The 15,665-nt window shown below is 49.3% G+C and carries 12 protein-coding genes and 1 tRNA gene; 10 read left to right on the top strand and 3 right to left on the bottom strand.

Going from position 1 to position 15,665, the window contains the following annotated elements; all coding sequences use genetic code 11:
* The first annotated feature begins 21 nt into the window (after positions 1-21).
* A complete protein-coding gene (locus B5D50_RS07150) occupies positions 22-429 on the top strand; it encodes a DUF4345 domain-containing protein (RefSeq protein WP_078921910.1) in 408 nt (135 codons plus the stop codon).
* On the opposite strand, the gene B5D50_RS07145 is transcribed toward B5D50_RS07150, so the two are convergent.
* Positions 426-1,634 carry a low temperature requirement protein A gene (locus B5D50_RS07145; protein WP_078921909.1) on the bottom strand — a complete coding sequence of 403 codons (1,209 nt, stop codon included), beginning with the start codon at positions 1,632-1,634 and terminating at the stop codon, positions 426-428. The two genes, B5D50_RS07150 and B5D50_RS07145, sit on opposite strands and share 4 nt — an antisense overlap.
* Before the next feature lie 253 nt (positions 1,635-1,887).
* Between B5D50_RS07145 and fdnG the strand changes: the two genes are divergently transcribed.
* From fdnG to B5D50_RS07100, 8 genes are all read left to right on the top strand, one after another.
* Positions 1,888-4,959 carry a formate dehydrogenase-N subunit alpha gene (gene fdnG / locus B5D50_RS07135; protein ID WP_143594288.1) on the top strand — a complete coding sequence of 1,024 codons (3,072 nt, stop codon included), beginning with the start codon at positions 1,888-1,890 and terminating at the stop codon, positions 4,957-4,959.
* Between the two features lie 10 nt (positions 4,960-4,969).
* The gene (fdxH, locus tag B5D50_RS07130) at positions 4,970-5,872 is read left to right on the top strand and encodes a formate dehydrogenase subunit beta (RefSeq protein WP_078921906.1); all 903 of its coding nucleotides are present in this window, start codon (positions 4,970-4,972) and stop codon (positions 5,870-5,872) included.
* Positions 5,872-6,504 (top strand): formate dehydrogenase subunit gamma, encoded by a 633-nt coding sequence (locus B5D50_RS07125; RefSeq protein WP_078921905.1) that lies wholly within the window; start codon positions 5,872-5,874, stop codon positions 6,502-6,504. The genes fdxH and B5D50_RS07125 overlap by 1 nt, the downstream gene beginning before the upstream one ends.
* The gene (locus B5D50_RS07120; RefSeq protein WP_078921904.1) at positions 6,501-7,424 is read left to right on the top strand and encodes a formate dehydrogenase accessory protein FdhE; all 924 of its coding nucleotides are present in this window, start codon (positions 6,501-6,503) and stop codon (positions 7,422-7,424) included. Before B5D50_RS07125 ends, B5D50_RS07120 begins: the two co-directional genes overlap by 4 nt.
* Positions 7,425-7,466: 42 nt before the next feature.
* Positions 7,467-8,867, top strand: a complete 1,401-nt coding sequence (gene selA, locus B5D50_RS07115; protein WP_078921903.1) for an L-seryl-tRNA(Sec) selenium transferase — start codon at positions 7,467-7,469, stop codon at positions 8,865-8,867.
* Positions 8,864-10,795: a selenocysteine-specific translation elongation factor gene (selB, locus tag B5D50_RS07110; RefSeq protein ID WP_078921902.1), complete on the top strand. Its 1,932-nt coding sequence runs from the start codon at positions 8,864-8,866 to the stop codon at positions 10,793-10,795. Before selA ends, selB begins: the two co-directional genes overlap by 4 nt.
* A gap of 17 nt (positions 10,796-10,812) precedes the next feature.
* A tRNA-Sec gene (locus B5D50_RS07105) sits at positions 10,813-10,909 on the top strand.
* A 29-nt stretch (positions 10,910-10,938) separates the two neighbouring features.
* Positions 10,939-12,735, top strand: coding sequence for a bifunctional molybdopterin-guanine dinucleotide biosynthesis adaptor protein MobB/molybdopterin molybdotransferase MoeA (locus B5D50_RS07100; protein WP_078921901.1), 1,797 nt, complete (start codon positions 10,939-10,941; stop codon positions 12,733-12,735).
* 40 nt (positions 12,736-12,775) lie between these two features.
* Here the strand turns inward: B5D50_RS07100 and B5D50_RS07095 are convergent, their stop codons facing one another.
* Entirely contained in the window at positions 12,776-14,491 is a 1,716-nt protein-coding gene (locus tag B5D50_RS07095) for a proline--tRNA ligase (RefSeq protein ID WP_078922125.1), read from the bottom strand.
* A gap of 254 nt (positions 14,492-14,745) precedes the next feature.
* On the opposite strand from B5D50_RS07095, the gene B5D50_RS07090 reads away from it, so the two are divergent.
* The gene (locus B5D50_RS07090) at positions 14,746-15,357 is read left to right on the top strand and encodes a right-handed parallel beta-helix repeat-containing protein (RefSeq protein ID WP_078921900.1); all 612 of its coding nucleotides are present in this window, start codon (positions 14,746-14,748) and stop codon (positions 15,355-15,357) included.
* On the opposite strand, the gene B5D50_RS07085 is transcribed toward B5D50_RS07090, so the two are convergent.
* Positions 15,335-15,665, bottom strand: a 331-nt coding sequence (locus tag B5D50_RS07085) for a transposase family protein (protein ID WP_143594287.1), incomplete at its 5' end; no start/stop codon positions are given. The two genes, B5D50_RS07090 and B5D50_RS07085, sit on opposite strands and share 23 nt — an antisense overlap.

Genomic DNA, 15,665 nt, shown 5'->3' with positions numbered 1-15,665 from the left:
CTGCTCAGCAGGAATTTCACCATGCACTTAAAGCGACTCAATCAGGCATTACTTATTGTCAGCTCAGCGATTCTTACGGTTATCGCACTCACCTTTGGAGCTGATCCGGTGAGTTTGGTACCGACGCTCTATCACACACCCGTCGCTGATATTAACGCTATCCATATTTACCGCTCAGTGATGGGGCTAATCCTAGGGGTTGTCGCTTTCTGGCTCTATGCCGCTTTTAATTCACAGTTTACCTTGGCAGCCTTGTATTCACTAGGGTTGGCGATGCTAGGGCTATCCTTATCCAGAATCTTCAGCTTGCTAGTCGATACAGGTAAACCCACCACGCTACTACTGGTTTATTTACTGGCTGAATTGGGTACAGCCCTCGTAGTGTTCCTGCTGATCCGCCAAAACCGCAAACATGCAAGCACGGGCTAAGCTAAGTTAGCGGCTTCATTCGCCTGAACCGCCTCCTCATGATCGTATAAACGGATCACTACCACAGGTGCAGCCGCCATCACCAACAGACTCACCCATAAGGGTAATAAATGGGTTAAGGCGGTAATAGACGCCAAAGTTGGCAGTAAGACCGATGCTATAATCGCAGTGAACTTGTACTTGCCTGCCTTTACCACCGCAGCACGAATACTACTGAGGGTGAGCATATAAACAGCCACCGCCACGGCCAGCGTCATAATCGCAAGGACTGGATCGCCACCATGTCCACCCGAGGCAGCGGTAAAATTATCAGCGACCAACTCTAATCCCGTACCGACTGCTGCCAAGGATGCAAATATCAGATAATGACCATAACCAAATAGAATTCCGCGCCGCAGATTATGGTCATGCAAAGCTTGAGCAAAGGGTACTTTGAAATACAGCCACCATAAGGCAAACACTAACACTGTTCCGGCAAAACCGATCAACAACGCTTGCACCACATCGAGTTCACGTGCATTCATAATCGCATTCCCCACGCCAATGATCCCCTCCCCTAAAACAATAATCGTCAGCAGACCATAACGCTCAGCGATATGGTGTGGATGCCAAGGGGTATGCTTGATTCGCTCAGCCAGTATCGGCACCAACAATTCCCCGCCCATGAAAAACAGCATGGAAACCAAGCGCACTACGATGTCCAGATCTTTGGTGAACCAATACCAAAGCACCCAGATGGTCTGCATGAACAGAATGCCGTAAGCATAGCGCCGAGCCGTCGTGGCGTATGGCGGATCTTCTTTAGCCGCTCTGAACCACAGCGAGGCCATCGCAATTCGCATTACGATAAACCCCAACAAACCCAACAAGGCATCACCATTAAAAAAACCTTTCATGCCCGCTGCCATCAGCAAAGCGCCAAACATCTGCACCATTGACAACAAGCGGAAAGCGGTATCATCGCAATCAAATGCCGAAGAAAACCACGTGTAATTCATCCATGCCCACCACATAGGCATAAAAACAGCCAAATACACCCAGATGTCGCTGTAATGATGTTCTGCCAGTGCATGGTGCAAAGAAGACGCACAAGCCCCAACCGCAATCACAAACACTAAATCATAAAATAATTCCAGCGGCGTGGCCGCACGATGCTGTTCGTGTACATCGCGGCCTTGCATACGTCTAGCACAAAGCTGTTTCATCCTTTTCTCCTATCAAGCCATTCACTAAAGCACAACAGACTATCAACCGTCGGCTAGGCTTGCTGCTTGCAGCACGGTGATTTTACCTATTTTTTCAGGATTAGGTTCTATCTCGATACTTTTATTGGTTGGCAATAAACAACTCCAATCAGCAAGCTTCATAATTAAAGATGACAAAACTGATAAAAGGATTAGAATCTCTAAGGGTATTTTGTTTGTTTTTAATAAAAATACTGAAGGAGGAATCGTCTCAATGACTGCTCAAATGACCCGTCGCCAATTTTTTAAGGTGACCGCCGGTGGAGTAGCCAGTGTTGGACTTGGTGCTTTAGGTCTAAGCCCAGAACAAGTCCAAGCAGCCACTCGACCTTTTAAACTAGAGCGCACTACCGAAGCGCGTAATATTTGCCCTTATTGCTCTGTCAGTTGTGGCGTACTCATGTATAGCATCGGTGACAAAGCCAAAAACGTTAAAGCAGAAATCATCCATATCGAAGGCGACCCTGACAATCCTGTCAATCGAGGGACGCTATGCCCGAAAGGTGCTGGCTTATTGGATATGATCCATAGCCCCAATCGTCTAAAATACCCTGAAGTCCGTGAAGCTGGTACATCTGAATGGAAGCGTATTTCATGGGATGAGGCGATTACGCGGATTGCTACTCACATGCGTGCTGACCGTGATGCTAATTTTCAGGCCAAGAATGCAGACGGTGTTACTGTCAACCGCTGGCAATCTGCTGGCTTTTTAGCAAGCTCGGCAGCTTCTAATGAAGCAGGCTATCTCACCAATAAGGTGCTGCGCGGTTTAGGTATGACCGCTATCGACACTCAGGCTCGTATTTGACACTCACCGACGGTGGCCAGTCTGGCTCCGACGTTTGGGCGTGGTGCGATGACCAATCATTGGGTCGACATCAAGAATGCTGATTTAGTTTTAATCATGGGCGGCAATGCTGCCGAAGCTCATCCCTGCGGTTTTAAATGGGTCATTGAAGCGAAAAAAACCCGAAGTGCCAAGCTTGTCGTGGTTGATCCACGCTTTACCCGTTCAGCGGCAGTGGCAGATTTTTATGCACCGATCCGTGTCGGTTCGGATATTGCCTTTTTGTCTGGCGTCATCAACTATTTACTGACCAATGACAAAATTAATCACGAATATGTACAGGCCTATACCAATGCTGGGTATTTAATCAATACCGGTTATACCTTTAATGAAGGTATGTTTTCTGGCTACGATGAGGCCAAACGTTCCTACGACAATACGACTTGGAAATACCAGATGGATGAGGCGACGGGCTTTGCCAAGATCGACTACTCCATGCAAGACCCTCAATGCGTATTGCAATTAATGAAACAACACTTTGCGCCCTATACGCCTGAAGTGGTTTCCAAAGTAACGGGTACGCCCCAAAAGGATTATGAAAAAATCCTCGAAATGATGGGGGAATGCGCCAAGCCCAACAAGGTAATGACCATTCTCTATGCGCTTGGTTGGACGCAACATTCTGTCGGTTCGCAAAACATCCGTACTATGGCCTTAATCCAATTACTCTTGGGTAATATTGGCATGGCAGGTGGCGGTATCAATGCACTACGCGGACATGCGAATGTGCAGGGTATCACCGATATGTGCTTGATTGGTGCTAGTTTGCCCGGCTACTTGGCAAACCCAACCGATAAAGAAGCGACTTTGGCACAATTTATTGAGGCTAAAACACCGAAGCTGCTGCAAGCTGGACAGATGAACTACTGGTCAAATTACAGCAAATTCTTTGTCAGCCATCTGAAATCTATGTATGGCCCCAATGCGACCGCTGAAAACCAATTCGGTTATGACTGGATGCCGAAAATCGACGGTGCACAGGATGTATTGGCACTCTTTGAGCGCATGCATCAAGGTAAACTCACAGGCTTTTTCTGCCAAGGTTTTAACCCCTTAGCCTCTGTACCGCACGCCGCCAAACTCGGTCAAGCTCTAGCCAAGCTTAAGTATTTGGTCGTAATGGATCCACTGACCACAGAAACCTCTGAGTTTTGGAAAGCGCATGGCGAATACCATGATGTTAAACCCGAAGAGGTACAGACCGAAGTCTTCCGTCTACCCGCCAACCTTTTTGCCGAACAGGAAGGCTCCTTTACTAACTCTGGGCGGGTCATTCAATGGCGTTGGTCAGGAGCTGATGCCCCCGGTGAAACCAAAGGTGATGCAGAAATCATGGCTGCTTTGTTTTTAAAGCTGCGTGACATGTATGCCGATGGCCAAGGAGCAAACTCCGAACCCTTAAAGAAACTGCATTGGCCTTATCGTATCCCGAATAAACCCTCACCTGAAGAATTAGCTAAGGAAGTCTCAGGGGTCGCCTTAGCCGATGTGTTGGACCTGAAAGACCCAACTAAGGTATTAGCGAAAGCGGGCGAACAATTGGCGGGATTTGCCCAATTGCGGGATGATGGCTCGACCTCCTGTGGCAACTGGATTTACTCCGGCTCATGGTCACAAGTTGGTAATCTAATGGCAAGGCGTGATAACTCTGACCCTTCCGGCTTAGGGCAAACTTTGAATTGGGGGTTTGCATGGCCTGCTAACCGCCGCATTCTCTACAATCGCGCCTCCTGTGATGCTAATGGTAAGCCTTGGGATGCAAAACGCACGGTCATCAAGTGGGTGGGTGATAAATGGACGGGTAATGATATTCCTGACATTCGCCCTGATGCGCCCCCCGCTGAGGTTAGCCCCTTCATTATGAATCCTGAAGGTGTTGCTCGCCTGTTTGCCTTTGCGGGTATGAAAGAGGGGCCTTTGCCAGTGCATTACGAGCCCTTCGAATCGCCCTTGGCGGAAAATCCTATGTTCCCTAGCAATGCTAAGGCAAAAAATAATCCTGCCGCACGAGTTTTCCCCGGTGATCAGGAGAATTTTGGTACAGCGGATGCCTATCCATTTGTAGCAACCACTTACCGCTTGGTCGAGCATTTCCACTTTTGGACCAAACACTCTTGGCTCAATGCCGTTACTCAACCGGAGCAATTTGTTGAGATTGGTGAGGAGCTTGCCAAATCCAAAGGGATTGCTCACGGTGATAAGGTGAGAGTTAGCTCCAAACGCGGTAAGATTGAAGCGGTGGCTGTTGTCACTAAACGGATCCCGACCCTGCAAGTGAATGGTAAACCGACTCATACCGTAGGCATCCCGATTCACTGGGGATTCAAAGGGGTAACGCGCCCCGGTTATCTGACCAATGTGCTGACCCCATATGTGGGTGATGCCAATGTGCAGACACCGGAATTCAAGGCGTTTTTGGTCAACATTGAGAAGGTGTAAGGAGCTTAATATGACTATGTTAGACATCCAACGCCGCTCTGCAACCACGACCGAAGCGCCACAGGTACGCCATCTGCCGAAAATTGCAAAGCTTATCGACGTGTCTACTTGTATTGGCTGCAAAGCCTGTCAGGTGGCGTGCATGGAATGGAATGATTTGCGGGATGAAGTCGGCAAGAATGTCGGGGTGTATGACAACCCGGCTGACTTGTCTGATCAGAGCTGGACCCTGATGCGTTTTAGTGAAACGGAGCAAAATGGCAAGCTCGAATGGCTGATCCGTAAAGATGGTTGCATGCACTGTGCTGATCCGGGCTGCTTAAAGGCCTGTCCTTCACCGGGAGCAATTATTCAATACAGCAATGGCATTGTCGACTTTCAACAAGACCAGTGTATTGGCTGTGGGTATTGTATTCAGGGTTGCCCCTTCAATATCCCACGGATCTCGAAAAAGGATAACAAGGCCTATAAATGCTCCTTGTGTTCAGATCGAGTAGCTGTCGGCCAAGCCCCCGCCTGTGTCAAGACCTGCCCAACCGGAGCCATTCACTTCGGCACCAAAGAGGATATGCAGGACTACGCTGAGGAACGAATTACCGACCTGAAAGCCCGTGGCTATCAGAATGCGGGCTTGTATGATCCTCAGGGCGTGGGGGGTACTCATGTTATGTATGTGCTGCAACATGCCGACCAACCCGAGCTATATGCCAATTTACCTGCTAACCCAAAGATTGCAGCCACCGTGAGCCTATGGAAAGGCATCACCAAACCGCTCGGCTTAGCAGGCTTTGGCTTAATTGCCTTAGGTGCCTTCTTCCACTTCATCAAACGTGGGCGTAAAGAAGTGCATGAGGACGAAGATGATCAATTGGCTATTGTTCGGCAATCAGGCAGCAATGGGAGGGACGCATAATGTCACAGCCTAATGAAATTGAGCGTTATACCGCTTCACAACGCTCCAATCACTGGATGGTTGCTATTCTGTTTATCCTTGCGGCTCTATCCGGCTTAGCCTTGTTTCATCCTGCCCTATTTTGGCTGAGTAATCTCTTTGGGGGTGGCGCTTGGACCCGCATCCTCCACCCATTTTTGGGAGTGGCCATGTTCCTATTCTTCCTGATTCTAGCTTTACGTTTCTGGAAGCATAACCACCTGACCAAAAATGATCGGAAGTGGCTTGGGCAAATCGGGGACGTGATTGCAGGCAATGACGATAAATTACCCCCAGTAGGCCGCTATAATGCGGGGCAAAAACTGCTGTTCTGGGTGATGATTCTCTGCATGCTAGCCTTATTGGTGACTGGAGTTATGTTCTGGCGGCCTTGGTTTGCAGCGAGTTTCTCGATTGATCTGGTGCGTTTGGCAGCTTTGATCCATGCTTTTGCGGCTTGGGTGTTGATTGCAGGCATTATGGTGCATATCTATGCAGCCTTTTGGGTAAAAGGTACAATGCGTGGCATGCTCACTGGCAAAGTCGGACGGGCTTGGGCACGACACCACCACCCCGAATGGTATCAGGAAGTTACTGAAGAGAAGCGCTCATGAGTATCGTATCGCCAATGACCCGGGTGCTTAAAGCAGATGAAATAGGGATAGCGCCTCATAACGCTCCCCGTTTGCTGCTGCCTGACCCACGTACTGTATTTCAGCAACGAGCAAGGCGGCTACATTATCTTGCTGACGGGCATGACTTAGCGGCGTGGTTGCTGTTTTGTCATGCTTTAAGCTTGGCACAAGGGCGATTGGTAGATCGAGTCCAAATCGAAGATGGGGAAGCGCAAGCTTCTCTCTCTTTAGCACTGACCGAGCGTTCTTGGGGGTATTGGCAAGCACTCTTAGCAGAGCTGATAGGGGCAACTACTCATAGCCCCCACAGCCCTCCCACCCAAGTAGGCAAGGGCTTAACCCTTGAAGCACTGGCCTTGGTCAAGACCTTACAGGCTTGGCCAAAAGCCACTTGGCAAACACAAGCTCAAGCCTTGTTGCTGGGCGAGGACGGCGTAACACCGGAAGCTGCACCTTTTTTAGGCGCAGCGTTACAAGTAGAGTGGACTTTACGCGCCAGTCAATTGCCGACGGCAATCCATGCAGCCTACCAAGGTGAATCAGCGGTTTGCCCTGTCTGTGGTTCACATCCAATGGTCAGTTTAGTCCATACGGGCGACCCCAATCATGGGGTGCGTTATCTGGTATGTACTTTATGCCAAAGCCAATGGCAGGCCGCACGTGCCAAATGTACCAACTGCGATAGTCCGAAAGAGGTTGTGCTCTTAGGACCCTCAGAAAAAGCACCTATCCAAGGCGAGTGCTGTGAGGTCTGCCAGAGTTATGTGAAACTATTATCCTTGCCGCGTGAAGTACAACTTGACCCCTGTGCAGACGATCTAGCCACCTTAGGGCTGGATGTCATGTTAGAACAAGAAGGCTATGGACGAGCCGCACGGAATTTATTAAGTGCTTATTAATTAACTCACTTTAGAAAATCAAGAGGATACCTCAAGCCCAAGATGACTCAAACTGCCTCAGTGGCGCGTGCGCCCTGGCATCAACTCCCCTCTGTTGATCGGTTACTCAATACCCCAATGGCCAGTGAATGGCGGGTGCTGTATGGACATGATGAAACGGTCGCTGCCCTGCGGCAGATATTAGCCAATGCCCGTGCCAATTTAAGTCCATCAGCCCCCCCACCTGAGTTCGAAACCTTATTAGGTTTGGCTGCCCAGCATTTGCAAACTCGGGCAGCGCCTAAGTTACGCCCCGTGTTTAATCTTACCGGAACGGTCCTGCATACCAATTTAGGACGTGCCACCTTACCAGAAACTGCCATACAAGCCTTGGTCACTGCTGCCCGCGAGCCATCTGCTTTAGAGTATGCCCTTGCCACAGGTGGGCGCGGTGATCGTGATGAGCTAGTGCATGAATTACTCTGCGAGCTAACTGGCGCAGAGGCAGCCACCATCGTGAATAACAATGCAGCAGCAGTCTTTTTGCTACTGAATACCCTCGCCTTACGCAAAGAAGTGATTGTCTCACGCGGGGAACTGGTAGAAATCGGCGGAGCTTTCCGTGTCCCTGATATTATGCAGCGAGCTGGAGCGAAACTAGTTGAGGTGGGCTGTACTAACCGTACTCACACCCGTGATTTTGAGCAAGCTATCACTCGACGTACCGCCATGCTGATGAAAATTCATACCAGTAATTATACTATTCAGGGGTTTACGCATACCGTCGCACCGAACCAATTAGCTGCACTCGCACAGACTCACGGTCTACCGTTTGTCGAAGACTTAGGAAGTGGAACTTTAGTCAATCTAGAGCGTTGGGGTTTGCCGCATGAGCCAACGCCTCGTGAATCACTGCAAGCGGGTGCGAACTTAGTCAGCTTCAGCGGGGATAAATTATTAGGCGGCCCCCAAGCTGGGATTTTGGTTGGTGATCAAGCCCTCATCCAAAAACTAAAAAAGAATCCGCTCAAACGTGCTTTGCGAGTGGGTAAGTTGACCTTGGCCGCTTTAGAAGCAGTGTTACAACTGTATCGTGCTCCTGAACATTTGCCCGAGCGCTTAGCAATTCTCAGTCTATTGACCCGCCCACAAGCAGACATTCAAGCGCAATGCCAACGTCTGTTGCCCCTATTGCAGCAGTTTTTACTGGGGCATAACTTGCTGATCAGTATAGAGCCTTGTTGGTCACAAATCGGTTCTGGATCTCTCCCCATTGACCGCCTACCCTCGGCTGCTTTGGTCATCCGCCCTAGTGGTCAACGTGCAGGTGGCCTGAATAAACTAGAGCGCTTATTACGTGAGCTGCCACGTCCAGTGATCGGACGCTTAGCCGATAAGGCGCTGTGGTTGGATTTGCGTTGCCTACGAGTAGAGGATGAAACGAGGGTATTTTCAAGGATATGATTATCGGCACAGCAGGCCATATTGACCACGGCAAGACTACGCTCATTCATGCTTTAACGGGGGTAGATACCGACCGCTTACCGGAAGAAAAACGCCGAGGTATCACTATCGAGTTGGGATTTGCCTATTTGCCCAGCTCTGATGGGCGCGTATTAGGCTTTGTCGATGTACCTGGGCATGAAAAATTTGTATCGACCATGACGGCGGGCGCTAGCGGTATCGAACAAGCTGTGTTAGTGATTGCAGCGGATGATGGCATTATGCCGCAAACTCGTGAGCATCTAGGCATTTTAAGCTTTATGGCTGTCAAAGGTTTGACCATCGCCCTGACCAAAATAGATCGGGTTGAACCTGAACTGATCACTGCTCGCTGCTTAGAAATTCAAGCATGGCTAGCGCAGACTGCGTATGCCAAGGCTGCTATTTTTCCAGTCGCCGCCATGACCGGTAGCGGTATCCCTGCACTGCGTCAACATTTATTGGCACTACCCGAGTCAATAACGACGGCAGCTAGCCAAGGCGTGCGCTTTGCATTTGATCGCTGTTTTATCTTAACTGGCCAAGGCGTTACCGTATCCGGCTTACTTCATACAGGTCAATTGCAGGTGGGTGATCTACTCAAACTGAGTCCGTTAGGTTTAACCGTGCGTATCCGCTCTATTCATGCCCAAAACCGTGCCGTACAAACCACCAGCGCAGGCAGTCGTTGCGGTTTAGTGTTAGTGGGGGTTGAAAAAGACCAGATTGAACGGGGGCAATGGCTCTTAGCCAACCACCTACCTGCTCCCTGTGAGCGCTTCGATGCTCTGCTTACCTTGGCACAGGATACTGCTCACCGTTGGCGCGAAGGTCTACAAGTTATGGTGCATCATGGCGCAGCGCGATGCCCAGCACGACTCATTTTATTAGAAGATACGGCTTGGCAACCCGGTACTAGCGGTCTGGTACAATGTAATTTAAGTGAGCCTTTGCCGATCTTTTGGCATGACCGTATTGTTTTGCGTGATATGTCTGGGCAACACACCTTAGCTGGCGGCCTAGTTCTAGATGTGATGCCGCCGTTGCGGGGGCGCAAAAAGCCTGAACGTCAAGCAATTTTGCAAGCATTGACTGCTGCACAGCCTGAGCAAGCCCTGCTACAACTGTTGCGTTTGGCGACCTTACCCTTATCTTTACAGGCTTGGGCGCTACAGATGAATTATCCCTTGGCTCATTTATTAGCCGAGTTACAAGCACAAACACCCGATATTCAGATCATGGATCAGCATGGGCAAGCATGGTGTCTGCTGCCCGAATTAGCGGTACAACTACACGAGCAACTTCAAGCCCATCTCGATTATTTTCACCAACAACAAGCCGATGAACCTGGTATTTCCTGTGAGCGTTTACGGCGGATGGCGCTCCCCAATGCCAGTCCAGACCTGTTTAGCTGCCTAGTCGAGTATTGGTTGCAACAAGGAATTTTAGTACAAACTGGGAGCTTTTTGCATGCCCCTGGGCATGTTTTGAGCCTCACCCTTACAGAGCAACAGTTATGGGAACAGTTATTACCTATTTTACAGGCAGGCCGCTTTGACCCACCGTGGGTACGTGAGCTAGCCGAGCAACTCCAACAACCAGAATCACTGATTAGACAAGTATTGTGTAAACAAACCCGACGGGGAGAAGTGCATCAAATAGTGCATGATTTATTTTATGCGCCCATTGCGATACAAGCTTTGGCAGCTATCGTCTGTGCGCAAGCTCAACCCTTATTGAATGTGGTTAATTTCCGCAATCAAATTGGTATCGGGCGCAAACGAGCCATTCAAATCTTAGAATTTTTTGATCGAGTCGGCTTAACTCGGCGTATTGTTGGTGAAGGTGCGCAGGGTAAACGCCGTGATGAGCGCTTATTGCGTAACCCACAGCTTTTTAGCAACAATTAGCTTATGCTATAGCACTTGGAAGGGTGGCATACCCCGGTGGGATGTCCAGACTTCAAATCTGGGAGAGGCTGTCACACAGCTTCTGGTGGGTTCGACTCCCATACCCTTCCGCCAAGTTAGTTGAAATTGCAAGAAGGCTGTTTATGAGTTCAAACTCTCTCCCTATAGTGGGCATTTGCGCATGGAGCGGTACGGGTAAAACCACGTTAATCACCGAACTTATCCCCCTATTACGCGCTCAAGGCTTGCGCTTAGCGGTGATCAAACATGCCCATCATCAGATCGAACTCGACCAACCGGGCAAGGATACCTTTCGCTTTCGAACAGCCGGGGCAGAACAGGTGATTTTAGCCTCAGCGCAAAGCCGTGCGGTCATGTTTGAGCAGCGTGAGGTAGCGGAGGCTTCACTGACGGCTGCACTAGAGTTAGTGAATGATCAGCAGATTGATCTGATTTTAGTGGAAGGCTTTAAACATGAAACCCTACCGAAAATTGAGATTCATCGCCCTAGCCTTGGCCATCCCCTGCTCTTTCCCCACGACTCACAGATTATTGCACTGGCCAGCGATCTACCTTTAGACTTGCCCAGTCCGGTGCGCGTCACGCAACTTGATCTAAAACAGCCCAGCCTGATCGCCCAATTTATTCTTGAGCGCATTGTTGGCCGTAACACCCAAAACATGACCGAGCTTCGAACTACCCCCAGTTGTGCTGATGCACGTGAACCCTCCAGCCTGACACTGCATGAAGCGCAAACCCGTATTCTGGCGGCGATTACACCGATCAAAACGGTCATTAAGCAGTCCTTGCGCCTCGCTTTAGGACAAGTTTTGGCAGAAGCCGTTATCTCACCGTTGGATGTGCCTGCCCATACGAATGCTGCAATGGACGGTTATGCGGTAGCGGCGGCTGATTTACCACTGAATGCCCTGAAAACCTTGCCCATCGCAGGCACCGCGTTTGCAGGTCATGCCTTTGCAGCAACTTGCCCGCCAAGTGCTTGTATTCGGATTATGACGGGTGCACCGATGCCAGCTGGTACAGATACCGTCGTCATGCAAGAGCACACAGAAACCACAGCAGAGGGTTGGGTGCGCATCGGTACAGGGCATCAGTTTGGACAAAATGTGCGCCGCCAAGGTGAGGATATTACTCAAGGTCAAACTGTCCTCACCGCCGGACGACGTTTAAGTCCCGCTGACTTAGGCTTACTCGCGTCGTTAGGGATTGCAGAAGTCAAAGTTTATCGTGCACCACGAGTGGCTTTCTTCTCAACAGGTGATGAATTGCGTTCCATCGGTGAGCCGCTGGAAGCAGGCTGTGTCTATGACAGCAACCGCTATACCTTATTTGGTATGCTGAAAAATCTAGGTTTGGATGTCGTTGATCTTGGTGTGGTTGCCGATCAACCTGCTGCACTGCAAGCAGCGTTTAAAATGGCCGCCGACAGTGCGGATGTCGTCATCACGTCTGGGGGAGTCTCGGTCGGGGAGGCAGACTATACAAAAACTATACTGGATCAATTGGGTGAAATTAGTTTCTGGAAGATTGCGATTAAACCCGGTCGACCGCTCGCCTTTGGTCAATTGGGTGAAACCCTCTTCTTTGGCTTGCCGGGCAATCCGGTCGCGGTGATGGTGACTTTCCAACAGATTGTACAACCTGCTTTGTTATATTTAGCCGGAGAAACTGCCTATCAGCCATTAGTGATACCCGCTCGCACCACACAGCGACTCAAGAAAAAGCCGGGGCGTACTGAGTTTTTAAGAGCTATTTATGAGCCAGCACCGGACGGCAGTCTAACAGTCCACACCACAGGCGCTCAAGGCTCAGGAATACTCATGTCGATGAGCCGTGCCAATTGCTATATTATTTTAGATGAAGACAATGCTGGCGTTGAAGCGGGCGCTTGGGTGAAAGTGCAGCCTTTTAGACTTTAACAAGCTGCACTTGAGGTCAATTTCGCCAGCCTTATCCGCTTTAAGCCAGTTTAGCTTGAAGGAAATTCAGCACTTCAGCATGAGCGACTTGCTCAGCTTCGCCACCTTTGCGGGCTTTATACTCTAACTGTCCAGCCTGTAAGCCGCGCTCTGAAACCACAATCCGATGCGGAATCCCGAGCAATTCATGGTCTGCGAACATCGCACCGGGGCGCATATCCCGATCATCTAAGAGCACTTCGACCCCCGCTGCCTGCAATTGATCATGCAGCTGTTCAGCCGCTTGAGCGACTGCTTCAGATTTACGCATATTCAAAGGCACAATCGAGACTTGGAAAGGAGCCATCGCTTTCGGCCAGAGAATACCCGCCTCATCATAGTTTTGCTCAATAGCGGCGGCCACCACCCGCGTTACCCCTATCCCATAGCAGCCCATGATCATGGTTTGTGCTTTGCCATGTTCATCCAACACCGTGGCATTCATGGTCTGGGAATATTTTTTACCGAGCTGGAATACATGCCCGACTTCAATTCCACGCACAATGGAGAGCTTACCTTGGCCATCGGGGCTTGGATCACCCGCTTTTACATTGCGCAGATCAGCGACTCGTGGCAACGGTAAATCACGCTCCCAGTTAATGCCGAAATAATGATAATCTTCGATATTCGCCCCTGCACCGAAATCACTCATCGCCGCCACTGTGCGATCAGCAATCACAGGTATCGGGCAATTCACAGGACCTAACGAACCGGGACCCGCCCCCATCACAGCCCACACTTCCTCTTCAGTCGCCATCCGTAAAGGCTTAGCCACTTCAGGTTGTTTTTCTGCTTTAATTTCATTCAGCTCATGATCGCCACGCACTAATAAAGCCACAAACTTCGCTTCACTTGCTGGGGAGGCTTCAACAATTAAAGTTTTGATCGTCTTTTCAATGGGTAATTTAAAATTATCGACCAGTGCCTGAATCGTTTTGGTATTGGGTGTATGCACTTGCTGTAGGGTTTGACTAGGAGGAAGACGCTCACCTGCGGGTGCTACTGCCTCAGCCATTTCAATATTAGCGGCATAATCACTCGCGTCTGAGAAGGCAATATCATCTTCACCCGAGGAAGCTAAGACATGGAATTCATGCGAACCACTACCACCAATCGAGCCATTATCTGCTGCGACAGGGCGGAAGTTTAAACCTAAGCGCTCAAAAATACGGCAATACGCCGCGTACATTTTATCATAGGTCGCTTGTAAAGATTCTTGGGTCAAATGGAAGGAATAAGCATCCTTCATAATAAACTCCCGTGCTCGCATCACCCCAAAACGTGGGCGAACTTCATCACGGAATTTCGTTTGGATTTGATAATAATTAACGGGCAGTTGTTTATAACTATTCAGCTCTTTACGCATTAAATCAGTAATAATTTCCTCATGCGTAGGGCCAACACAAAAATCCCGCGCATGTCGATCTTTCACCCGTAGTAATTCCGGGCCATATTGCTCCCACCGACCAGATTCTTGCCAAAGCTCAGCAGGTTGGATCGCAGGCATGATTAATTCAACGGCACCCGCCCTATCCATTTCCTCACGGACAACCGCCTCGACTTTACGTAAGACACGTAGGCCATACGGCATCCACGTATAAAGCCCAGAGGCCGTGCGGCGAATCAGACCGGCACGCAGCATTAGTTGATGGCTAATGACTTCCGCATCAGCTGGTGTCTCACGTAGAGTGGACAAAGGAAATTGAGATACACGCATCGACTTCAAATCCGTTATTGATATAGCAAAAATAAAACCGCAGAAGGCGGCTAAGATGGGAACATGATAGCGTGGAATCGGTGAGCTGTCAGCGCGTAGACCTTGGATTCCCGCCAAAAACCATCAACACAGCTCGTAGAGAACCCTACCGCCTATCCTGATTTTTCATGCGTTCGTTCTGTAGAGAAATTTAAAGCTAATTTTATTAGCTACGCTTAAAAACAAAGGGATTTTAAAAAATAGGGAATATAACAATGCAAATATCTGGAATTTCTACGAAGAAGGATATATACCCAGCGAGGGGACTTACTCCTCCCCAGCAATCACTGGTTGATAACTTCACTAGCTTTTTTCAAAAACCAGTGGAAAGTATTATACAGCCTTTACTCGATGCTACGATAAAATCAGTTGAAGCCTCAGATCCCACTGCTGAACTGCAGGCACAAATTGATAATGCTACTGAAGGTAGTACCCTGACAGTACCGTCTGGCAACTATGAAACTATTAATATCAATAAAAATATAACTTTAAATGGACAAGAGCCACCTCCACAAATAAAAAGGATTAATGCTACTGATGCTTCACAACTCACCTTGAATCACTTAGATATTGGAAATAAAGGCTTGAGCCCTGCACAAGTTAGAACACTACCTGAGTCTGAGACAGGTATTCGTGTAGTTTTAAATAACAAACCCAGTACTATAAACATCACCAACACCCATCTATCTGGCGTGGCCGATGGTATTAGCATTAGTAGCCATACCCCTTTAGAGCAGACTTCGCAGCAAAAAATTAATATTGATAATAATACTATTTCAAATATTAGACCTCTTGCGAAAATAATTATCCCCCAATCATCCGATTAACAAGAGCGGCGATCAACCGTAAGCGTAGCTCAAACCGTCGTCGCCGTCCTCGGTAAACCCCCTTCAGAATCCGAAAAATTTTCAGTGAGCGAATCCGATGCTCCACCTTGACCCGAACCTTGGCCAACCGCTGATTGAACTCCATTTGCTCCGGCTCTAAGTCTCGACCCGGCGGCTTTTTGAACGGCATGACCACAGAGCATCCCTCGACCCTGAACCCCACATAGCCCAGATCCACCGCACAGACGCTACCCGCCGGAAGATGATGAGCGTGGCGGCGAGCTAAGCAGAGGTCATGTTCTTGCTCT

Origin of the sequence: Thiothrix eikelboomii, from assembly GCF_900167255.1 — a bacterium.
Classification (GTDB): domain Bacteria; phylum Pseudomonadota; class Gammaproteobacteria; order Thiotrichales; family Thiotrichaceae; genus Thiolinea; species Thiolinea eikelboomii.
Note: the sequence above shows the minus strand (reverse complement) of the source record. Positions and strands in the feature narration are given on the sequence as shown.